The 20,350-nt window shown below is 57.8% G+C and carries 18 protein-coding genes; 3 read left to right on the forward strand and 15 right to left on the reverse strand.

Translation table 11 applies throughout. The annotated features are described in order from the left end of the window. Positions 1-64: 64 nt before the first annotated feature. From FEZ62_RS06485 to FEZ62_RS06530, 10 genes are all read right to left on the reverse strand, one after another. Positions 65-1,342, reverse strand: coding sequence for a hypothetical protein (locus FEZ62_RS06485; RefSeq protein WP_172927196.1), 1,278 nt, complete (start codon positions 1,340-1,342; stop codon positions 65-67). A gap of 24 nt (positions 1,343-1,366) precedes the next feature. Continuing rightward, positions 1,367-3,040: a PEP/pyruvate-binding domain-containing protein gene (locus tag FEZ62_RS06490; RefSeq protein ID WP_172927197.1), complete on the reverse strand. Its 1,674-nt coding sequence runs from the start codon at positions 3,038-3,040 to the stop codon at positions 1,367-1,369. A gap of 38 nt (positions 3,041-3,078) precedes the next feature. After that, a complete protein-coding gene (locus FEZ62_RS06495) occupies positions 3,079-4,326 on the reverse strand; it encodes a hypothetical protein (RefSeq protein ID WP_172927198.1) in 1,248 nt (415 codons plus the stop codon). A gap of 300 nt (positions 4,327-4,626) precedes the next feature. After that, complete coding sequence (locus tag FEZ62_RS06500) at positions 4,627-5,613, reverse strand: peptide ABC transporter ATP-binding protein (protein WP_172927199.1); 987 nt, start codon at positions 5,611-5,613, stop codon at positions 4,627-4,629. Then, positions 5,613-6,587, reverse strand: coding sequence for an ABC transporter ATP-binding protein (locus FEZ62_RS06505; RefSeq protein ID WP_172927200.1), 975 nt, complete (start codon positions 6,585-6,587; stop codon positions 5,613-5,615). Before FEZ62_RS06505 ends, FEZ62_RS06500 begins: the two co-directional genes overlap by 1 nt. Positions 6,588-6,597: 10 nt before the next feature. Further along, complete coding sequence (locus tag FEZ62_RS06510) at positions 6,598-7,509, reverse strand: ABC transporter permease subunit (protein WP_069898046.1); 912 nt, start codon at positions 7,507-7,509, stop codon at positions 6,598-6,600. A 12-nt stretch (positions 7,510-7,521) separates the two neighbouring features. Further along, positions 7,522-8,532 (reverse strand): ABC transporter permease subunit, encoded by a 1,011-nt coding sequence (locus FEZ62_RS06515; RefSeq protein WP_069898045.1) that lies wholly within the window; start codon positions 8,530-8,532, stop codon positions 7,522-7,524. Positions 8,533-8,633: 101 nt separating this feature from the next. Then, on the reverse strand, positions 8,634-10,247 hold the full coding sequence (locus FEZ62_RS06520) for an ABC transporter substrate-binding protein (RefSeq protein WP_172927201.1): 1,614 nt from the start codon (positions 10,245-10,247) through the stop codon (positions 8,634-8,636). 104 nt (positions 10,248-10,351) lie between these two features. Beyond that, positions 10,352-11,953: an ABC transporter substrate-binding protein gene (locus FEZ62_RS06525; protein WP_172927202.1), complete on the reverse strand. Its 1,602-nt coding sequence runs from the start codon at positions 11,951-11,953 to the stop codon at positions 10,352-10,354. A 234-nt stretch (positions 11,954-12,187) separates the two neighbouring features. Then, positions 12,188-12,904: an SIMPL domain-containing protein gene (locus tag FEZ62_RS06530; RefSeq protein ID WP_172927203.1), complete on the reverse strand. Its 717-nt coding sequence runs from the start codon at positions 12,902-12,904 to the stop codon at positions 12,188-12,190. A 248-nt stretch (positions 12,905-13,152) separates the two neighbouring features. Between FEZ62_RS06530 and FEZ62_RS06535 the strand changes: the two genes are divergently transcribed. The 3 genes from FEZ62_RS06535 to FEZ62_RS06545 all read left to right on the forward strand — a co-directional run bounded on the left by FEZ62_RS06535 (position 13,153) and on the right by FEZ62_RS06545 (position 16,033). Then, positions 13,153-14,406, forward strand: coding sequence for an ATP-binding protein (locus FEZ62_RS06535; protein WP_069898541.1), 1,254 nt, complete (start codon positions 13,153-13,155; stop codon positions 14,404-14,406). A 23-nt stretch (positions 14,407-14,429) separates the two neighbouring features. Next, positions 14,430-14,990: a response regulator transcription factor gene (locus FEZ62_RS06540; RefSeq protein ID WP_069898041.1), complete on the forward strand. Its 561-nt coding sequence runs from the start codon at positions 14,430-14,432 to the stop codon at positions 14,988-14,990. A 101-nt stretch (positions 14,991-15,091) separates the two neighbouring features. Next, entirely contained in the window at positions 15,092-16,033 is a 942-nt protein-coding gene (locus tag FEZ62_RS06545) for an AEC family transporter (protein ID WP_172927204.1), read from the forward strand. A gap of 13 nt (positions 16,034-16,046) precedes the next feature. On the opposite strand, the gene FEZ62_RS06550 is transcribed toward FEZ62_RS06545, so the two are convergent. From FEZ62_RS06550 to gatB, 5 genes are all read right to left on the reverse strand, one after another. After that, complete coding sequence (locus FEZ62_RS06550) at positions 16,047-16,670, reverse strand: CatB-related O-acetyltransferase (protein ID WP_172927205.1); 624 nt, start codon at positions 16,668-16,670, stop codon at positions 16,047-16,049. A 207-nt stretch (positions 16,671-16,877) separates the two neighbouring features. Next, positions 16,878-17,255, reverse strand: a complete 378-nt coding sequence (locus FEZ62_RS06555) for a carboxymuconolactone decarboxylase family protein (protein WP_069898038.1) — start codon at positions 17,253-17,255, stop codon at positions 16,878-16,880. A gap of 17 nt (positions 17,256-17,272) precedes the next feature. Next, entirely contained in the window at positions 17,273-18,364 is a 1,092-nt protein-coding gene (locus FEZ62_RS06560) for a calcium/sodium antiporter (RefSeq protein WP_090509693.1), read from the reverse strand. A 102-nt stretch (positions 18,365-18,466) separates the two neighbouring features. Further along, positions 18,467-18,832, reverse strand: coding sequence for a septal ring lytic transglycosylase RlpA family protein (locus tag FEZ62_RS06565; protein ID WP_172927206.1), 366 nt, complete (start codon positions 18,830-18,832; stop codon positions 18,467-18,469). 69 nt (positions 18,833-18,901) lie between these two features. Then, on the reverse strand, positions 18,902-20,347 hold the full coding sequence (gene gatB / locus FEZ62_RS06570; RefSeq protein ID WP_069898035.1) for an Asp-tRNA(Asn)/Glu-tRNA(Gln) amidotransferase subunit GatB: 1,446 nt from the start codon (positions 20,345-20,347) through the stop codon (positions 18,902-18,904). Positions 20,348-20,350 lie beyond the last annotated feature (3 nt).

Raw genomic sequence — 20,350 nt, forward strand, 5'->3', positions numbered from 1 at the left:
GCCAAATGAAAACCGCCAGTGACACGCAGTCAATCGCGGTTAGGGAGTTTTGCCTTGTGGTCAACTACGGGGTTTTATCGGGATGCTGTGCTGCCACCAGTTTGGCTACACGGGCTGCCAGTGTTTGGTGTGCAACTGCCGAATTCACGCGCAGTACGTTGGATTGCACAACCACCAGATAGTGATACTTACGCTGCTTGGCGGGTGACTCGACAATCGCCAGTGAGGCGAGCAAGTTGCGTTTATTGCCTTTGTATTTGCCGCAGCTAAAGCCGGCTTCTTTTACGCAGCTGTAGAGCGAGCCAGATTTGAAGTAAATCGCATCGCCATACATATTGGGGTGCGAGGCATAACGAATCCGCCGTTCGGTGAGATACATCAGACGTTTGATTTCGATACTGGAAAACTGATCAACCAGTTTCCCGGCTTCCATCAGGTAGAGCAGTTTCATCAACTCGCGACTGGTGCCGTAACTGCTGGTGCCGGGAATACGTTGCTTACCGGTTCGGGTAAAAAAGCTGCCTTGGCGCAGTTTGCTGGTATCAATGCCCAACTCAATCAGCGGAGCATTCATGGCGTTGAGAAACACCTCGCCCAATTGTTTCTTGGGGGTGTTCTTTAGGTATGCCGCGCTTTCGCTATTCGGAGCGGGATAGCGCTTACCGAAGTGGCTCATCAATACCAGTTCTCGTTGCACCATAGCCGCCGCTGAGTTGGAGCTGGGCGACAGCATCCAGTCGAGGTATTCGTAAAGATTACCGCTGTCACCGGGGCGCAGTGGTGCGCGGCGCAAGGTGCGCTTTTCGACATTCCAGAACCGTACAGTGTGACTGTCACGCAGGCTGAACGAGTCGGCTACCACGCGGGTGTTTTTCAGAATCGCCTGGCGCTTGTCCGTGTCGTCGGGGTAGATGTCGCGCAGCTTGGCGAACAGGGCAACTGCGACCAACATTTTCCCTACGCTGCCGACGTTATCGCGAAAGCCTGGATTATGTTCTGCATACAGCGGTTTATCGGGGTCGGATAAATCCAGCAGACTGATGCTGTAACGGCTGGGTTGAGAGGGGATTAATTTGCCCAGCTTTGCACTCAACTGGCGGTCTGCGTTGGGCAATTCAACGGCGTTCTGTTGAGTGTCGAGCAGGCGCGGCATCACCGCTGGCGTGAGGAGTCTGGCGCCTTCATAGAGTTTTTTGCCTTTGATTAATCCGGCATCGCCCAGGCGGTAATATTCCAAACGGCGGATGCCGGTTTCGGGGTAGCCGTCGACGGGATAGGCGTAACTGAGGTCGGCGCTCAGCGTCAGTAAGCAGGCGCTAATACCACGCAAAAAATACTTCATGTTGGGCCTCATTCCTTGAGCGAATTATTCAGTGGGGCGTTTCAGGTCGACGGTTTTATGGGCGCTTTTGTTTAGCGCTTGATCCAGTCGCGTCAGACGGGTATCGAGGCTCGAAACCTTTGATTCCACCAACGGGCGAATCTGAAACAGCACGAATTGCTCATTGAGAAAGCCGAACTCGACATCGGCAATGGCGTGCGGATCATCGCTGAACCATTGGCCGACGTTATTGCTGAAGGTGATCAAATCCTTAACATTGCCTGCGCTCAACTGCCGGGCTTTGCCGCTCGCAGGCACCTGTGTGGCCCCACCGGATTTCAGCAGTACGGTTTTGTAAGGGGCGGTGGCACTGGTGTGCAGGTCGACATGGGCGCTGGCTTTATCAATCAGCACGCTTTGTGCGGACAATCCATCGACTCCGCCGGATACGCCCTCATTGAGAACCACCGTGAGCTTGTCGGGCTGCTGATTGAACACATCTGTTGTGACCAGTACCCCGGATTTATCCGACGCCACACTCTTGTGCAGCAGGATCGCAGTGTAAACGTGCTCCGGTTGGTTCATGCGGGCTTGCCGCCAGCCGAAAGCGCGCTCACTGAAAGGCGATGCCCAAACTTCGCGGATCGCGTGCAAGATCACGTCGAAGCCAACCGCATTGGTGACGGTTAAATTCAAACCCGCGCCAGTGAAACCGGGTAAGTCTTCAACGTTGGTGTCGCTGCGCACGAATACGCCGTAGCTGCCATCGGGGCCGAACTCTCGGCGCATTTTGCGTTTCAAGTCGGCGACAAATTCAGGGTCAAGTTTGACCGTCATGAACCAACTGCGCAGCTCGCTGAGCATCTTTCGCCGTGCTTGTGTTTTGGCGGTGCCGTGCAAGGTGTTAAGCGTTTTATATTGACTGCGAATCCACTCAAACATGCTTACGCCACTGGCATGTTGATTGTCGTCGAGCAGTTTTCTGAAGGTGCCAAATGGAATGGCCAAGCCAGGAGATACCTGGCCTGGGAACTGCTTACTCAGCTGCGCCACCTTCGCCGCTTTAGGGCCAACGCTGACGCCTGAGTCGCTGCTGTCTAACTCATTAGTTGAGCGCGCCAGGGTTTGTGTTAAATCGAGCTTGTCGGCATCGACAGTGATGGTCACGGCACTTTTCTGTTGGCCTGCGCTGGTCTGGCCAATCGCTTCATTGGCTGCCAGTTGACGAACCTCAACCACGCCGCCCGCACTGGCGAGTAACTCAATACGTTGACCGTAATGCGGTTTCAGCTTGGCTAATAATTGCGGGCCAACGACCACATTGGGCACGCCCAAATTCCGCGCGAGCAATTGCACATGTGACAGTTGGTTGCCCTCAAAAGCGGTGAGCAAACCGGTGACAGCGGGTAAATCGGCCAATGTTTCGGGCACAACCAGAATCAGCCCTTCAGGTGGTGTGCGTTTAGCCGCGAGCATTTGCGGTGTCAGTAGCAGGCCGCGGGCAACGCCGGGATTGAGTACGCGAAACCCGCGACTAACTGGCGTTTTAAAGAAGCGATGGCTGATACCACTGAGACGTGATGAGTCTTTATTCAGTTGGTTGAGCACCGCGGTGTATATCAGCAGCGGCGAGCCGCGTAAGCGATCCGGAATATAGTCATGCGCTTTAGGTTCGATCAGGCTGAAGCGTTGCACTTGGCCTTGGAAGAAGAACTGCAAGCGCCGCTCTGCCCAGACGGGGACGCGATCAAGGTCTTTTAACAAGCGTTGATAGGCGCCAGGGTTAATTCTTTATCCGCTGATTTCTGTGCTTGTTGGATACTGCTGTCGGCCTGTTGCAGCTCCGCTTCCGTGAGCAAGCCGACGCCGTAAAGCATGTCGTGACTGGCCGCTAGCAGGTTGAGCAAGTCGGCGCGACTCATGCGGGTTAATGTGTCGGGTGAGGCCAGTAATTGGCGACCTTTGGCAAAGACGATCTGCTCAAGTTGGGCGATTTGGTTGAACCGCTCAATACGGTTTTTGGGCGATTGCTCAATTTGCTCGCGTAGTTTCTTACTGGCGCTTGCCAGTACTAGATACTGCTGACCTGGCGTTTTGGCTGCAGACCACTGCTGCGCAAGCGAGGCAAAGATCGCCGGTTGGCTCTGGGCTAAATCAGCCACCACTTTGCTGATACGCTCAAAGGCAAATATTGAGTCAATGTGGGCCGCCAGGGTGAGCATCTGCTTGTGCACGCTGCGCCCTTGGTAATCGCGGGCAAACTCGCGCACGCGCTGTGCATCTTTAGCATCGAGTTTGCCGTGGATTTTATTGCGCAGCGTGCCAAAACGCGGCACTTGGTTTTGTATCGCCACCGCACTGCTGCGTACGGTGCTTAACAGTTGTTGGTCGCCACGGGTCGAGGGCAGATTTTTGACTGCTTCTAAGATCAGGGCGTAGCGCTCGGCTATCGGTTGGTTCGCAGCCGTGAGGCGGGTCAGAATCTGGTTGCCGACGCGCTCCTCGCTTTCTATCTGAAATGCGCCACGATAGAAGCGTGCTTTGCGCAGAATCCATCCGTCATCGACGTTAAGTAAGAATTGCTCGATCAGAATGGCTTGTAATTCACCGTCTGGCGAATAGTGCTCAGCGATGGATTTGGCGTCAGCATCGGCGAGTACATTGGCGATCAGGAATCCAGACTGGCGCATCTTTTTAGTTTTAGCGCTCCACTCACCATGCTGTTCACCGCCGCGCTTGCCGCAAGCGTATGGTTTGGGCGGCAGCACCCGGCCGTCGGCGCAAAACCAGCGCAGGCGCGCAAAGGGGCCGCGTGGCAAGGTTTTCATCTGGGTAATCCACGTGCGGTATTGGCTGGCTTGCAGCGCACTAACCTTGGTATCAGTGCTGACAGATGCAGCATTGAGGCCGCTACTGACCGCTAGAACCAGCGAAATCAGTACACCCCGACTGACGTGGGCGAGCAAACCTGGGGCGTTTTTCTGCGGACGAGCAGATACGTTCATGAACAATCCCTGTTCTGTGCAGCCTGACGGCCTGCGTGCGGTATTGCAGGGCCGGGTACGCACATGAGAGCCCGGCCATACAGTTGAATCCGGCGTGGCCTTCCTGGCCGCGCAAGCATCTTGGGGTTGCAGCAATGGGCGAACGGTTTGCGGCAGGACTTATCCTAATACCCTGCGCGCACTGTGTTGCGCCATGGTCGCACAGCGATTGGTTACTGCCTATGCAATGGGTGGAGACCTCGTCGAATGGTCTGCAATGGGCGTTAGCGAGTGCCAGGCAAGCCAAACGCCCACCGGCTCTCAGCTGTTAATGACCTCGACGTGATGGCAAGCCACTTGCCGCGAGTCGATCAGGCGCAGCTCGGGCAGTGTCTGTTCACACAGCTCGGTCGCATGCGGGCAACGCTTGTGAAATGCACAGCCCGATGGCGGATTGAGCGGGTTGGGCAGTTCGCCGACGATCTTGATTTTCGGTTTGTTCGGGTCTGCGTGAATGGCCGGCGTCGCCGAAAGCAGGGCTTTGGTGTAAGGGTGCAATGGCCGTTGGTAAATCAGCTCGCTGAGGCCCATTTCCGCCGGACGCCCCAAGTACATGACCAGCACATCATCGGCCACATGGCGCACCACCGAGAGGTTGTGCGAGATAAACACATAGCCGGTGTTGAACTCCTCTTGCAGATCCATGAACAGGTTGAGCACCTGCGCCTGAATAGACACGTCCAGTGCCGAGGTGGGCTCATCGGCAACCAGTACCTTGGGCTGCAAAATCATGGCCCGGGCCAGGGCAATACGTTGGCGCTGACCGCCGGAGAACATGTGCGGGTAGCGTTGGTAATGCTCGGGGCGCAGGCCTACTTGCTGCATCATTGCCTGGACTTTTTCGCGGCGCTCGCTGCGCGACAATTGGGTGTTGATCAACAGCGGCTCGGCCAACTGATCACCAATCTTCTGCCGTGGATTAAGCGAGGCATAAGGGTTCTGGAAAATCATCTGCACGTCGCGGCGCAAGCTCTTGCGTTGGGCCTTGCTCGCACCGGCGACCTCTTGCCCGGCGATTTTCAGGGAGCCTGAACTGGGCTCTTCAATCAGCGTGAGTGCGCGGGCCAAGGTGGATTTTCCGCAGCCGGACTCGCCGACCACCGCCAGGGTTTTGCCCGCTTCAAGTTCAAACGATACGCCATTAAGTGCGCGCACTTCGGCGCTTGGCTGGAACAAGCCACGGGACACCGAATAGTGGCGTGTGAGATCGCGGGCGGTGAGTACAGTCTGGGTTGGCGTGGTGCTCATTACGCCACCTCCGAATTCAGGTTGAGCGGATAAAAGCAGCGTACGGCGCCGTGGGCATGAGGAACCAGATCGGGTCGTTGGGCTTTGCAGTCACCCTGCGCATACGGGCAGCGCGGCGACAACAGGCAGCCGTGCGGTCGATCGAAGCGCCCGGGCACAATGCCTGGCAATGTGGCCAGCCGCTTGGCTCCCAATGAGTGCTCCGGAATCGCCTTGAGCAGTGCTTCGGTATACGGATGCTTGGGGCTGTCGAACAGCATCGGCACATGGCCCAGTTCTACCGCTTGCCCGGCGTACATCACGCACACGCGCTGAGCGGTTTCGGCGACTACGGCGAGGTCGTGGGTAATCAACACCAACGCCATATTTTGTTCGCGCTGCAAATCGAGCAGCAGCTCCATGATCTGCGCCTGAATCGTCACATCGAGTGCGGTGGTTGGTTCGTCGGCGATCAGCAGTTTCGGCTCGGCGGCAATCGCCATGGCAATGGCCACACGTTGGCTCATGCCGCCAGAGAGTTGGTGCGGATAGGCATCGAGGCGGCTGGCGGCAGCGGGTATTTCTACCCGTTCGAGTAGTTGCAGGGCGCGCTCGCGAGCGGCTTTGCCCTTGAGGCCCAGATGCTGCTGCAGCACTTCTTCTATCTGATAACCCACGGTGAAGCTGGGGTTGAGCGCGGTCATGGGGTCCTGAAACACCATCGACAAATCCTTGCCGACAATCTTGCGCCGTTGCTTGCCTTTGAGGCTGAGCATGTCGTGACCATCGAACTGCAACTGATCCGCCTTGACGATGCCGGGGGCTTCGATCAGGCCCATCAGCGCCATCATGGTGACCGACTTGCCCGAACCGGACTCGCCGACAATCGCCAGCACTTCGCCTTCGTTGACCTCGATATCGAGGCCGTCGACTACCGGCACTGCGTTAGCGTCACCGAAGCGCACGCTGAGATTCTTGATGTTAAGCAAACTCATGTCGGGCTCCTCAGACTGCGTTCTTGAGTTTCGGGTCGAGTGCATCGCGCAGTCCGTCGCCCATCAGGTTGATCGCCAGCACACTGAGCAGAATCGCCAGCCCCGGCAGCGTTACCACCCACCAGGCCCGCTCGATATAGTCGCGTGCCGAGGCTAGCATGGTGCCCCACTCAGGCGTCGGCGGTTGTACGCCAAGGCCGAGGAAACCGAGCGCCGCGGCGTCAAGAATTGCCGAGGAAAAGCTCAGGGTTGCCTGCACGATAAGCGGCGCCATGCAATTGGGCAGCACGGTGACGAACATCAGGCGCAGCAGGCCTGAACCGGCCAGGCGCGAGGCGGTGACATAGTCGCGATTCAACTCGCTCATCACCGCCGCGCGAGTCAGGCGTACGTAAGAGGGCAGCGACACAATCGCGATTGCCACCACGGTGTTGATCAGGCCAGGGCCAAGAATGGCGACGATTGCCACGGCCAGCAGCAGGGATGGCAACGCCAGCATGACGTCCATCAAGCGCATGATTGAGGGGCCAAGCAGGCGCGGGAAGAACCCGGCGACAAGGCCGAGCAATATGCCCGGCAGCATCGACATCAGTACCGAAGCCAGACCAATCATCAAGGACAGGCGAGCACCGTGAATCAGCCTTGAGAGCATGTCGCGGCCGAGTTCGTCGGTGCCGAGCAGAAACTGCATCTGGCCGCCTTCAAGCCAGGACGGTGGCGTGAGCAGAAAGTCACGGAATTGCTCGCTGGGGTTGTAAGGCGCAAGCCAAGGCGCGAACAGCGCACAGATGATCATGCCAATCATAAACAGCAGGCCGGCAACAGCGCCCTTGTTGTGGGCAAATGCCTGCCAAAATTCTTTAAGCGGTGAAGGATAAAGCAGGCTCTGATCGACTGCTTCCGGTGTCGTTGAGTGAGTCATGTTCAGGCCTCCTTAGCGCTGATGGCGAATGCGTGGGTTGGCCAGACCGTAGAGAATATCCACGATAAAGTTGACCAGAATGACCAGGCAGGCGATGAGCAAAATGCCGTTCTGGACCACTGGGTAATCACGCGCGCCAATCGACTCGATCAGCCATTTGCCGATGCCCGGCCAGGAGAAAATGGTTTCGGTGAGCACCGCGCCCGCGAGCAGGGCGCCAATTTGCAGGCCGAACACGGTCAGCACCGGAATCAGTGCGTTGCGCAGGCCGTGAATGAATACCACGCGCGCCGGCGATAAACCTTTGGCGCGGGCGGTGCGCACGTAGTCTTCACGCAGCACTTCGAGCATGGCCGAGCGGGTCATGCGGGCGATTACCGCCAGCGGGATTGTGCCGAGCACCACCGCCGGCAGGATCAGGTGGCGCAGGGCGCTGACAAACGCGCCTTCTTCATCGGACAGCAAGGTGTCGATAAGCATGAAGCCGGTGCGCGGTTCGATGTCGTAAAGCAGGTCGATACGACCCGATACCGGCGTCCAGCCGAGCCACACGGAGAAAAACATGATCAGCAGCAGGCCCCACCAGAAAATCGGCATGGAGTAGCCCGCCAGCGATATGCCCATCACCCCGTGATCGAATAACGAGCCGCGTTTGAGTGCTGCGATAACTCCGGCAATCAGCCCCAGCGTACCGGCGAATAACAACGCTGCCAGCGACAGTTCGAGGGTGGCCGGAAACAGCGTGGTGAACTCGTGCCAGACACTTTCGCGGGTACGCAGAGACTCGCCCAGATCGCCTTGGGCGAGGTTGCCGATATAGTCGAAATACTGCGCGTACAACGGTTTGTCCAAGCCCAGACGGTGCAGGGCTTCGGCGTGCATGGCGGGGTCTACGCGACGCTCGCCCATCATCACTTCCACCGGGTCTCCGGGGATCATTCTGATGAGGGCAAAGGTGAGGAGAGTCACGCCGAAAAAGGTGGGGATCAGCAGTCCCAGACGTCTGGCTATGAAGGACAACATGGTTAGAGGAAACTCCAGCGGTTTATTCGGGCAGCACTGCGTGGTGCAGCATTGTTGTTGTGCGTGTGTGGTGACAGTCGTGGTTTATCAGGTCGTTGCTTTCACGGTGTGCGGCTGACGCGGGCGAAGTTGTTGGAACCCATGGGGCTCTGCACGAAACCCTGAACATCGTTGCGCAGGGCGGTGAATTGCTTGGGGAAGGCCAGCGGAATCCACGGCGCCTCGTCGTGAAACACCGACAGCGCTTCGCGGTACAGGGCAATCCGTTGCGGGCGCGAACTGACGCGACGGGCTTCGGTGATCAGCGCATCGAAGTGTTCATCACACCAACCCGACATGTTTTCACCGGACTTGGCCGCGGCGCAGGACAGATTGGGCGTGAGGAAGTTATCGGGGTCGCCGTTGTCGCCTGCCCAGCCCATGAAAATCAAGTCGTGCTCGCCGCGCTTGGCGCGCTTGATCAGCTCACCCCACTCGAATACCCGAATATCGCTGTCAATGCCGATAGCCGCGAGGTCGGCCTGGAGCATTTGTGCGCCGATTCCCGGATTGGGGTTGGTCGGGCCGCCGCCTGGCCGGGTCCAGATCGACAGCTTGAGGCCGTCGCCATGACCGGACTCGACCAGCAATTGCCGCGCGCGCTTGGGGTCGTGTGGCCAGCCCAGCATTTGCGAGTCATGCCCCCAGAGCGTTGGCGGATAAGGCGCGACTGCCGGGCTGGCGCCGCCTTCACCGTATTGCGCTCGCAGGTAGGCGCTTTTGTCGAATGCCATGTTCAGTGCCTGACGCACGCGTACATTGTCCAGCGGTGTATGGCCGGTATTGATGGCAATATAGGCGGTGAGCAATGAGTCCAGCGATTGGATTTTGATGTTGCTGTCGGCTTTCAGCGCAGCAATATCGGTTGGGCGCGGATAGAGCGCAATCTGGCAGGCGCCGGCTTTGAGTTGCTGAATGCGCACGTTCGGGTCTGGCGTAATCGCGAACAGCAGCTTTTGAATCGCAGGCGCGCCATCCCAGTAATCGGCGTTGGCGTGAAAGCGCACCTGAGCATCCTTGGCGTAACGGTCAAACACAAACGGGCCGGTGCCAATCGGCAACTTGTTGAGCTGGCCGGGCTTACCTGCTGCCAGCAACTGGTCGGCGTATTCGGCGGAATAGATAGAGCTGAAGCCCATGGCCAAGTTGGCCAGAAACGGCGCTTCGGCATGCTTCAGCGTGAACCGCACTGTGTAGGCGTCTGGCGCCTCAATGCGCTCGATCAACTCGGCCATGCCCATCGATTCGGCGTACGGGAAGCCTCGCACGGCTTTGTCGTGCCAGGGATGTTGCGGATCAAGCTGGCGTTGAAAACTCCAGAGCACATCGTCGGCATTCAACTCGCGGCTCGGGGTAAACCATTCGGTGTGATGAAACTTGACCCCGTGGCGCAAGTGAAAGGTGTATGTCAGGCCATCTGCGCCAACCTCCCAGCTTTCGGCCAACGCGGGCGCAAGTTCGGTGGTGCCGGGAATGAAACGCACCAGGCGCTCGAACAGTGTTTCGGCAGTCGCGTCTGCGGTTGTCGCGGCAGTGTACTGCACCAGATCGAAGCCTTCGGGGCTGGCTTCGGTACAGACCACCAGTGAATTCTTGTCATCAGCCATTGCCGGCGCGGCCAATGGCAGGGCGGCGAGCAGCAGGCTGGTAAATAGCAACAGTGACGGCTTGGGCATTGAGTGATACCTGTGGCGATTCGGTCTGCGCAGCGTCACCACGTCGGTAACGAGCGCCCGATTGGCGGACCGGAGGATAACCGGCCCGCCAACTGCTTCGCGGGTTACTTCTCGACGCTTACGCCGTAAAACGAGTTGAGACCGAATGGACTGATTTTGAAGTCCTTGACGGTTTTGCTCATCGGTTGGAACACGGTTGAGTGAGCGACCGGTGTGATCGGTACGTTCTTCTTGAGGATCTGCTGGGCTTCCATGTAGAGGGCGCTGCGCTGATCCTTGTCATTGAGGGTCTTGGCTTTTTTGACCTTGGCGTCGAAGTCCTTGTCGCACCAGCGGCTGTAGTTGTTGCCGCCAATGGCATCGCAACCGTATAGCACGCCCAGCCAGTTGTCCGGGTCACCATTGTCGCCAGTCCAACCGATCAGCAGGGCGTCATGCTCGCCGGCCTTGGCGCGCTTGTTGTACTCGCCCCATTCGTAGCTGACGATCTTGGCCTTGATGCCAATTTTCGCCCAGTCGGATTGCAGCATTTCCGCCATCAGCTTGGCGTTGGGGTTGTACGGGCGCTGAACCGGCATGGCCCAGAGCGTGATCTCGGTGCCTTCCTTAACGCCGGCTGCCTTGAGCATGGCCTTGGCTTTTTCCGGATCGTAGGCAGCGTCCTTGATACTGGTGTCGTAGGACCATTGCGTCGGCGGCATGCTGCCAACTGCCAGCTGACCGGCACCCTGATACACCGCGTTGATGATCGCCTGCTTGTTCACCGACATATCAAGCGCCTGCCGCACTTCGAGTTTGTCGAACGGCGCATGCTCTATGTTGTAAGCGATGTAGCCGAGGTTGAAACCGGCCTGCTCAGGCATTTGCAGCTTGGGCTCTTTTTGCAGCGATTCGATGTCTGCTGGGCGGGGGAATACAGAGACCTGACATTCACCGGCTTTAAGCTTTTGCATGCGCACCGAGGCGTCGGTGTTGATGGCGAAGATCAGGTTGTCGATCCTCACATCCGCAGGGTTCCAGTACTCTTTGTTACCGGTGAAGCGGATTTGCGAGTCTTTCTGATAACGCTTGAATACGAACGGACCGGTGCCGATTGGCTTCTGGTTGATGTCGCTGGCCTTGCCCTCTTTGAGCAACTGCGCGGCGTACTCTGCAGACTGGATAGAGGCGAAGCTCATGGCCAGGTTCTGGATGAATGCAGCGTCAACCGAGTTGAGCGTGAAGCGCACCGTCATGTCGTCGAGCTTGTCGATCTTGGCGATGTTCTGGTCCATGCCCATGTCGGTGAAGTAGGGGAATTCAGTTGGGTAAGCTTTGCGGAACGGATCGTCTTTGTTGAGCATGCGCTTGAATGTAAACAGCACGTCGTCAGCATTGAACTCGCGGCTTGGCTTGAAATAGTCGGTGGTATGAAATTTCACGCCGGGGCGCAGGTGAAAGGTGTAGTTGAGACCGTCATCGGTCACTTCCCACTTCTCTGCAAGCCCGGGGATGACTGCGGTGCCGCCGCGCTCAAACTGGGTCAAACGGTTGAAAACAGTCTCTGCTGCAGCGTCGAAGTCAGTGCCGGTGGTGTACAGCGCAGGGTCGAAACCTGCAGGGCTACCTTCTGAGCAAAACACCAGATTGCTGGCTGCCTGAGCGAGTGGCGCAGTGGCGATCAGCCCGGCTACCAGCATCGCTTGTATGACGGCGTTCTTACGCATAAAAACCTCATAGTTGTTGTGGTTATGTATTGAGGGGTCTCTTGTGAAGACCTTGCAAGAAACTATGCAGGGCACGTGCCTGAGGCAAGCCCCCTGATGAAAATAGCTTAGCAACTGTGAGCGGGGTGTAAGGCGTTGTCGCATATTCGACATTTCGCGTCTAACAGCTGGCAAAACGCCGCTATCTTGCGAGAGCGGCGTTGTTTGCAAACGGTGCGTGTTGCGCACGCGTGGTCAAGGCATCTGCACTTCAATGGCGCCATCGGCGTTTACCGTTACCTGGCTGCTGCCGCCCTCTATCTCGGGCGTTGGCGCTGAGTCCATCATCATTGCGCCTTTTGCGCGCATCATCATCGGTGGCTGAAAACCTGAAGTATTGAGGTTCAGGCTGACCAGTTTGTAGCCACTGCCACCGAGTGCTTCGGTGGCCAGTTGTGCGCGTGCCTTGAAGGCGTCAACCGCCTCTTTGATCAGCTTGTCCTCTTCGGCTTTGCGGGTCTTGTCGGCGATGCTGAAACTCATGTTACCCATGCTCATATTTTGCAGCATTTCGCCCGAGAGCTTCGACAGGGCAGCGAAGTCGGCACTTTCCAGGCGCACTTCACCGCGCTCACGCCAGCCAGTGATTTTCTGGCGTTTTTCGTCGTAAAGCGGATAACTGTTGCGACTGCCCAGCGCAACCTTCACGCCTTCTGCCTTGCGCGCCTGCTCCAGCGCCTTGTTCAGGTTACGGGTGATTTGCGCCCCGAGTGCGGCGGGGTCGGCGTCTTGCGCTTCGCTGTAGAGCGTTACCTGCATGAGATCGTGGGCAATTTCGTGGCTGACCTCGGCACGCAATGAAACCTGGTTGTAACGCGGCTCATCGGCCTGAGCCGCCGTCGCCAGCGTCAGAACGGCGCTGCTCAGCACCAGGCTTTGGGTCAGGCGGGCAAGACGAGAAGATGTTCGCATGGGTATTCCTTGAACAATGGTAATAAGTTGGCTTGCGACTGATCGCAAGGTTCTGCTCAGAGTAGACGGGCCAGGTTTTCAAAACGGGTTAAGCACCGTTAAAAATATTTTCTGCTCTGCCAGCGTTGCCGGTCAGAGGCTCCGGTAGTTGGGCAGTGAGTACTTGCATGCGGCGTGTTGCCGCATCAAGCAGCGGCGAGCGTTGGTTATACTCGCATTGCTCGGTTGCCGAGCTTTTTGGAGTGCATATGCTCGCCCCGGTTCCACTACTTTCCGCAAGCCGTCAGAATCTCTGGCGGCTGATCCTGATCCGCTTTCTGGTCCTCGCCGCACAAGCCGGTTCGGTAGGTCTCGCCTATAAATCCGAGTTATTGCCGCTGCCCTGGTTTGAACTCAGCGTGACGCTGTGCATCTCGTTGCTGCTCTGCGTGTTCACCATGATCCGCCTGCGCGGCCCCTGGCCGGTTACCGAGCTTGAGTACGCCGTGCAGTTGGGCCTGGATTTGGTGATTCATAGCGTCCTGTTGTTTTACTCGGGCGGTTCGACCAATCCGTTCGTGTCCTATTATCTGGTACCGCTGACCATTGCTGCGGCCATCTTGCCCTGGCTGTATACCCTGACGCTGTCTGGGCTGGCGCTCGGCGGCTACACGCTGTTGCTGGTTTGGACGCACCCGCTTGAGGTGCCGTCTGAGCCGCGTCAGAGCTTGCTGATTTATGGCATGTGGCTGAGCTTTGCCCTAGCGGCGGCGTTGATCACCTTCTTTGTGTCACGCATGGCCGGTGAGCTGCGTCGTCAGGAAGAACAGCGCGCGGAACGTCGGGAGGAAGGCCTGCGCGATCAGCAATTACTCGCCGTGGCCACGCAGGCAGCGGGCGCGGCGCACGAACTGGGTACGCCGCTGGCGACCATGAGTGTGCTGATCAAAGAGCTGCGTCGTGAGCATCCGGAGCCCATGCTGCAAGAAGATCTGGCGGTGCTGCAAGAACAGGTCAAGCTGTGTAAGGACACGCTGCAGCAACTGGTTAGAGCCGCAGAGGCTGACCGACGTCAGGCGATTGTCGAGCAGTCCAGTGTAGACTGGCTCGAAACCACGCTTAACCGCTGGCACCTGATGCGTCCCGAGGCGAGCTACCGTTATCAATGTCTGGGCCGCGGAACACCGCCCCGGCTGATGCCTCCGGCAGACCTTACGCAAGCGTTGCTCAATTTGCTCAATAACGCCGCCGATGCCTGTCCTGAGAAGTTGGATATACGCCTCGACTGGGATCACCAGTGGCTGCAACTGAGCATCCGCGACTTTGGCGCGGGCGTGCCGTTGGCCATTGCCGAGCAGCTTGGGCGGCCGTTCTTTACCACCAAGGGTAAAGGTTTCGGTCTGGGCCTGTTTCTTAGTCAGGCCAGCGTGACCCGCGCCGGTGGCACAGTTAAGCTTTATAATCATGAAGAGGGCGGCACCCTCACCGAGTTGAAGTTGCCGCGCTCCTACGGCTCAGCCTGAGGCCGACCAGCAAGGAGTATCAAATGTCTGATGAGGCGCTGTTTGAAGGCGACGAGCAACCGCACCTGTTGCTGGTTGACGATGATCCGACCTTTACCCGCGTCATGGCGCGCGCCATGAGCCGCCGTGGTTTGCGTGTGTCGATTGCCGGGTCTGCCGAAGAAGGCCTGACCCTGGCCAGCCATGACTTGCCCGACTATGCCGTGGTCGACCTGAAGATGGACGGCGACTCCGGTCTGGTGCTGCTGCCAAAATTGCTCGAGCTGGACGCAGAGATGCGTGTGGTGATCCTGACCGGCTACTCCAGCATTGCCACTGCTGTTGAGGCGATCAAGCGCGGGGCGTGCAATTACCTGTGCAAACCTGCCGATGCCGATGACGTGTTGGCCGCGTTGCTGACCCAGCATGCCGATCTCGATTCGCTGGTGCCGGAAAATCCGATGTCGGTGGACCGTCTGCAGTGGGAGCACATTCAGCGGGTTCTCGCCGAACACGAAGGCAATATCTCAGCCACTGCGCGGGCGCTGGGTATGCACCGGCGAACCTTGCAGCGTAAATTGCAGAAGCGTCCGGTTCGTCGTTAAGCGATTAAATATTTCACCCGCAGCCAGCTATCCAGATAGTTGGCTTGCTATCATTAGCCTCATTCAGTTCGGCGCCTTTGCGTCTGTTTTTTGAGGCTTTCATGTTCGCAGTCTTTCAGCAAACCATCAGCATCACGGCACCGGTGTTCGTCATGCTGTTCCTCGGCCTGGGTCTGCGTCGGCTGGGTTGGATTGACGCTGCGTTCATCAATACGGCCTCGGCACTGGTCTTTCGCGCGACCATGCCGGTGCTGCTGTTTCTCGGTATTGTCCAGGCCGATCTTAAAACCGCATTGCAGCCGGCTCTCATTGCCTACTTCATCGGCGCGACCATTGTAAGTTTTCTGCTTGCCTGGGCCTGGGCACACTGGCGTTGCCCGCAAGAAGACCGCGGAGTCTTTGTTCAGGGCGCGTTCCGCGGCAACAACGGTATTGTCGGCCTGGCACTGGCCACAAGCATGTACGGCGACTACGGTCTGGCGGTGGGCAGCGTATTGGCCGGTGTGGTGATCTTTTGCTACAACGTGCTGTCGATCATCGTGCTGGCCATTTATGCGCCAGGGGTGAAGTCGGACTTCGTGGCAATCGTGCGCAGCATTGTCACCAACCCACTGATTATCGGCGTCGCGCTGGCGATTCCGGTGGCCTACTGGCAACTGCAATTGCCAGAATGGCTGCTAACGTCGGCGGGCTATTTTGCGCACATGACCCTGCCGCTCGCCCTCATCTGCATCGGTGGCACGCTGAGCCTGGCCGCGCTGCGCAAGAGCAGCTCGATAGCGCTGAGTTCGAGTTTGATGAAGCTGGTCTGGTTGCCTTTGGTGACAACGCTGGGGGCCTGGCTGTTTGGCTTTCGCGACGCTGATCTGGCTATCCTGTTTCTCTACTTCGCCAGCCCGACCGCTGCGGCCAGTTATGTAATGGCGCGCGAAGTGGGTGCCAACCACGAGCTGGCCGCGGCGATTATAGTGATCAGCACGCTGCTGGCGGTGATCACCGTTAATCTCGGGTTATTGCTGATGCAGGCGATTGGCTGGGTTTAAACTTTGTAGCTGCTCAGGATTGCTTTCGTTCGCTGACGTAGCGACTGAACGCATCGAAGTCGGTTGTGCAAAGTAGGTGGGCGATGGAGTGGACCTCTTCAGCAGGCCAATCCCACCAGGCCGACGCTTGCAGCATCTGCCTAACAGGTTCTTCAAAGCGCCAGCGGATCAGACGAGCAGGGTTGCCGCCAACCACGGCATAGGCCGGAACGTCCTTGGTGACAACTGCGCCCGCCGCAACAACTGCACCGTCGCCGATGGTGACGCCGGATAGAATCATCACGTTTGAGCAAATCCAGCAGTCATTGCCAATGACTACATCGCCATTGCTGATGATTGAGTCCTGGATGCCTGCCAGCTCTTTTATCTGCAACGGGAACGGGTAGTTGCTGATCCAGTCGGCGCGGTGATGGCCACCCAGATAGATATTCACACCGCCAGCGATAGACGTGTAAGCGCCAATGCGCAAGGTTGTGCCGTTATCCCAGTCATGCACCTCGGGGTTGCCATAAGTGCCATCGCCAAAGGTATATTGCGGGTAGCGCTCCTTAAGGCGTTGAGTGCCTCTGTAGAGTTTTGGCGTGTTGCGGATTCGCTTTCTGGCGCTGCGATTTAATAATTTTTTTATGAACCTCATCTTGACCAGTCCTTGAGGTGGAATGCTAGCCCGCGATGTAACAGAAGTATCACAAAAGGCAGAGCAGGCTATCTTAAGTCCTTCTGTTAAAGCTTGTGTTCAAAAAAATTAAATTTCAGCGAAGTACACGGTACAAGCGCAATTTGATCAGCGCCGGCAAATAAAAAAGCCGGGCATCGCCCGGCTCCTTCAACCACGGTTCAGCATTTACTGTTTCGAGTACTCGTCAATCACTTCCTGGGCTGCGCGAAACGCGTCGACTGCGGCCGGAACCCCGGCGTAGACGGCACAATGCAACAGCGCTTCGCGAATTTCTTCGACCGTGCAGCCGTTGTTAAGGGCGCCGCGTACGTGGCCTTTCAGTTCTTGCGGGCACTTCAATGCAGTCAGTGCCGCCAGCGTGATCAGGCTGCGGGTTTTGCGCGGCAAGCCTTCGCGGTTCCAAACGCCGCCCCAGGCGTGATCGTTGACGAAGTCCTGCAGCGGCTGGCTGAACTCAGTTGCGTTGTTCAGCGCGCGGTCAACGAAACTGTCGCCCATGACTTCGCGGCGGACTTGCTGGCCATCCAGAGGTTTGTCGGTCATTTAAAGCTGCCTCTTTATTAGTTTGCCGTACGCTGTTTGTGCCAGCTGCGAGCCGCCACTACCAGCAGTGTCAGTGCCGTCAACGGGATTACATAACCGATCATGGCGTGGCCGAAGGTTTCCACGGCAGGGCGCCCTGTGGCGAACAGCACCAGATACAGGGTGTAGGCGCCGTAGTACGCGAGGAACAGCAGGCCTTCCCAGCGGTTTATGCGGTAACCGGTGAAGAAGATCGGCAAGCAGGCAACTGCTACGGCGATCATTACCGGGAAATCGAACGCCAGTGCATTGGGTGATACCGAAATCGGGCTCGGCGAAACCAGAGCCGCCAGACCCAGCACGCTGAGCAGGTTGAACAAGTTGCTGCCGACTATGTTGCCCACGGCAATGTCGCGCTCACCTTTGAAGGCCGCCAGTATCGAGGTGGCCAGCTCAGGCAGGGAGGTGCCAATAGCAATGACGGTCAGGCCGATTACCAGCTCCGACAGGCCCAGAGCGCGGGCCAGCGTCACGGCGCCTTCAACGAGGAAGTGTGATCCACCCACCAGCAGGACCAGGCCCACTACAATCAGGACCAGATTGATCAGCCAGGCATAAGGTTTGGCGGGCTCGTTAAGGCCAAACTCGGCCGCGAACTCATCGTCCGGCTCGTCGAGGCTGTTGCGATTGCTGCGGATCAGGAAGAAGGTATAAGCCACAATGCCGGTGAACAAGATTGCCCCGTCGATCTTGCTCAGCTCGCCATCCCATGCCAGACCAAACGTGAGCAAGCTCGCGCCGATCATCAGTGGCACGTCCATGCGGATTAACTGACGCGAGACAATCAACGGTGCGATCAGTGCGGTTGCGCCGAGCACCAGCAATACGTTGGCGATATTGCTGCCGACCACGTTACCAATCGCCAGATCGCCGCTGCCATTCATTGCCGCTTGTACGCTCACGGCTGTCTCGGGTGCGCTGGTGCCGAACGCGACAACGGTCAGGCCGATAACCAGAGGCGGAATACCGAATTGCGCGGCCAGCTTGGCAGCGCCGCGAACCAAAACTTCCGCACCACCGACCAGTAAAACCAGGCCGGCAATCAGGTACACAAAGGTCATTAACGTCATATCAGCGAGCTCCGAAAAAGTGCCGCTAGTGTAGTGATCCGTTTAGCCTGCGCCAGTGGGCGCAAATGCTGTTTGGTTACCAGATGTAAAGCTTGCAAGTCATTACTCCAATTGTTCAACACGCACCGTTGCAACCCCTTCGCGAAGCATATCCAACTGCTCGGCGGCGTGCTTTGAAAGGTCGATTATCCGACCTCGCGCATACGGCCCGCGATCATTGATCCGCACCACTACGCTCTTGTCATTGCGCAGATTCGTCACCCGCACGCGGCTGCCAAAGGGCAGGGTGCGATGTGCGGCCGTCAGGGCGTTTTGGTTGAACGCTTCGCCACTGGCGGTTTTCTTGCCGTGATGCCGCGCGCCGTAATAAGACGCCTTGCCCTCTGCGCTGTAGCCACCGGTCAATGTATGGCTGGCGCACCCGCTGAACAGGGCGACTAGTGTCAGCAGCAATGCAAAACGCAACATGGGTTGGACTCCTGAGAACTCAATAAAACGCCGGGCATGCCCGGCGTTTTAACTGCAACGATGGCTTTATCAGCCTTCGAGCTTCTTCTTCAGCAGTTCGTTCACTTGTTGCGGGTTGGCTTTGCCTTTGGAAGCTTTCATGGCCTGGCCCACAAAGAAGCCGAACATCTTGCCGCGTTTGGCTTCTTCAGCCGCACGGTATTGCTCAACCTGCTCAGCGTTAGCGGCGAGCATCTCGTCCAGCATCGACTCGATGGCGCCACTGTCGGTGACTTGTTTGAGGCCTTTGGCTTCGATGATCTGGTCGGCCGAGCCTTCGCCGGCGGCCATGGCTTCAAAGACCATCTTGGCAATCTTGCCGGAGATGGTGTTGTCTTTGATGCGCAGAATCATCCCGCCCAGTTGCTCGGCGCTAACCGGCGACTGCTCGATCTCCAGGTTGTCTTTGTTGAGCAGGCTCGAAAGCTCGCCCATTACCCAGTTGGCTGCCAGTTTCGGGTCGGCGCAAATCTGTTGCACCGCTTCGAAGTAGTCGGCCATCTCGCGGCTGGCGGCCAGCACGCTGGCGTCATACGCCGACAAGCCGAACTGCGCCTCGAAACGCTCGCGCTTCTGCACCGGCAATTCCGGCAGCGTGGCGCGCAAAGCTTCCAGATAGCTTGGCTCAATGACGACCGGCAACAGGTCCGGGCAAGGGAAGTAACGGTAGTCGTTGGCTTCTTCCTTGCTGCGCATCGAGCGCGTCTGATCCTTGTTCGGATCATACAGACGGGTTTCCTGAACCACTTTACCGCCGTCTTCGATCAGCTCGATCTGGCGCTGCACTTCGTGGTTGATCGCCTTCTCGATGAAACGGAACGAGTTGACGTTCTTGATCTCGGCGCGGGTGCCAAATTCAGCCTGGCCTTTGGGACGAACCGACACGTTGCAGTCGCAACGCAGCGAGCCTTCGGCCATGTTGCCATCGCAAATGCCCAGGTAACGCACCAGCGCATGGATGGCTTTGACGTAGGCAACCGCTTCCTTGGCGCTGCGGATGTCCGGCTCCGAGACGATTTCCAGCAACGGCGTGCCAGCACGATTAAGGTCGATGCCGCTCATGCCCTGGAAGTCTTCGTGCAGGCTCTTGCCGGCATCTTCTTCAAGGTGCGCGCGGGTGATGCCGATGCGCTTGACGGTGCCGTCTTCAAGGGTGATATCCAGATGACCGATGCCGACGATTGGGTCGTCCATCTGACTGGTCTGATAACCCTTTGGCAGGTCCGGGTAGAAGTAGTTTTTACGGGCGAAAATATTGCGCTCGGCAATGTGCGCATCAATCGCCAGGCCAAACATGCAGGCCATGCGCACGGCTTCGGCGTTGAGCACCGGCAAGGTGCCTGGCATGCCCAGATCAACCAGGCTGGCCTGGGTGTTCGGTTCGGCACCAAAGGTGGTGGCGCTGGCCGAGAATATCTTCGAGTTAGTCGCGAGCTGTGCGTGGATTTCCAGCCCGATCACGGTTTCCCATTGCATCTG

Origin of the sequence: Pseudomonas sp. MS19 (assembly GCF_013277615.1) — a bacterium.
Taxonomy (GTDB): domain Bacteria; phylum Pseudomonadota; class Gammaproteobacteria; order Pseudomonadales; family Pseudomonadaceae; genus Aquipseudomonas; species Aquipseudomonas marincola.

Excerpts from the sequence above, each read along its gene's own strand:
- FEZ62_RS06485 (WP_172927196.1), bottom strand. The coding sequence starts at position 1,342 with ATGAAGTATTTTTTGCGTGGTATTAGCGCCTGCTTACTGACGCTGAGC.
- FEZ62_RS06495 (WP_172927198.1), bottom strand. The coding sequence starts at position 4,326 with ATGAACGTATCTGCTCGTCCGCAGAAAAACGCCCCAGGTTTGCTCGCC.
- FEZ62_RS06500 (WP_172927199.1), bottom strand. The coding sequence starts at position 5,613 with ATGAGCACCACGCCAACCCAGACTGTACTCACCGCCCGCGATCTCACA.
- FEZ62_RS06505 (WP_172927200.1), bottom strand. The coding sequence starts at position 6,587 with ATGAGTTTGCTTAACATCAAGAATCTCAGCGTGCGCTTCGGTGACGCT.
- FEZ62_RS06510 (WP_069898046.1), bottom strand. The coding sequence starts at position 7,509 with ATGACTCACTCAACGACACCGGAAGCAGTCGATCAGAGCCTGCTTTAT.
- FEZ62_RS06515 (WP_069898045.1), bottom strand. The coding sequence starts at position 8,532 with ATGTTGTCCTTCATAGCCAGACGTCTGGGACTGCTGATCCCCACCTTT.
- FEZ62_RS06520 (WP_172927201.1), bottom strand. The coding sequence starts at position 10,247 with ATGCCCAAGCCGTCACTGTTGCTATTTACCAGCCTGCTGCTCGCCGCC.
- FEZ62_RS06525 (WP_172927202.1), bottom strand. The coding sequence starts at position 11,953 with ATGCGTAAGAACGCCGTCATACAAGCGATGCTGGTAGCCGGGCTGATC.
- FEZ62_RS06530 (WP_172927203.1), bottom strand. The coding sequence starts at position 12,904 with ATGCGAACATCTTCTCGTCTTGCCCGCCTGACCCAAAGCCTGGTGCTG.
- FEZ62_RS06535 (WP_069898541.1), top strand. The coding sequence starts at position 13,153 with ATGCTCGCCCCGGTTCCACTACTTTCCGCAAGCCGTCAGAATCTCTGG.
- FEZ62_RS06540 (WP_069898041.1), top strand. The coding sequence starts at position 14,430 with ATGTCTGATGAGGCGCTGTTTGAAGGCGACGAGCAACCGCACCTGTTG.
- FEZ62_RS06545 (WP_172927204.1), top strand. The coding sequence starts at position 15,092 with ATGTTCGCAGTCTTTCAGCAAACCATCAGCATCACGGCACCGGTGTTC.
- FEZ62_RS06550 (WP_172927205.1), bottom strand. The coding sequence starts at position 16,670 with ATGAGGTTCATAAAAAAATTATTAAATCGCAGCGCCAGAAAGCGAATC.
- FEZ62_RS06555 (WP_069898038.1), bottom strand. The coding sequence starts at position 17,255 with ATGACCGACAAACCTCTGGATGGCCAGCAAGTCCGCCGCGAAGTCATG.
- FEZ62_RS06560 (WP_090509693.1), bottom strand. The coding sequence starts at position 18,364 with ATGACGTTAATGACCTTTGTGTACCTGATTGCCGGCCTGGTTTTACTG.
- FEZ62_RS06565 (WP_172927206.1), bottom strand. The coding sequence starts at position 18,832 with ATGTTGCGTTTTGCATTGCTGCTGACACTAGTCGCCCTGTTCAGCGGG.
- gatB (WP_069898035.1), bottom strand. The coding sequence starts at position 20,347 with ATGCAATGGGAAACCGTGATCGGGCTGGAAATCCACGCACAGCTCGCG.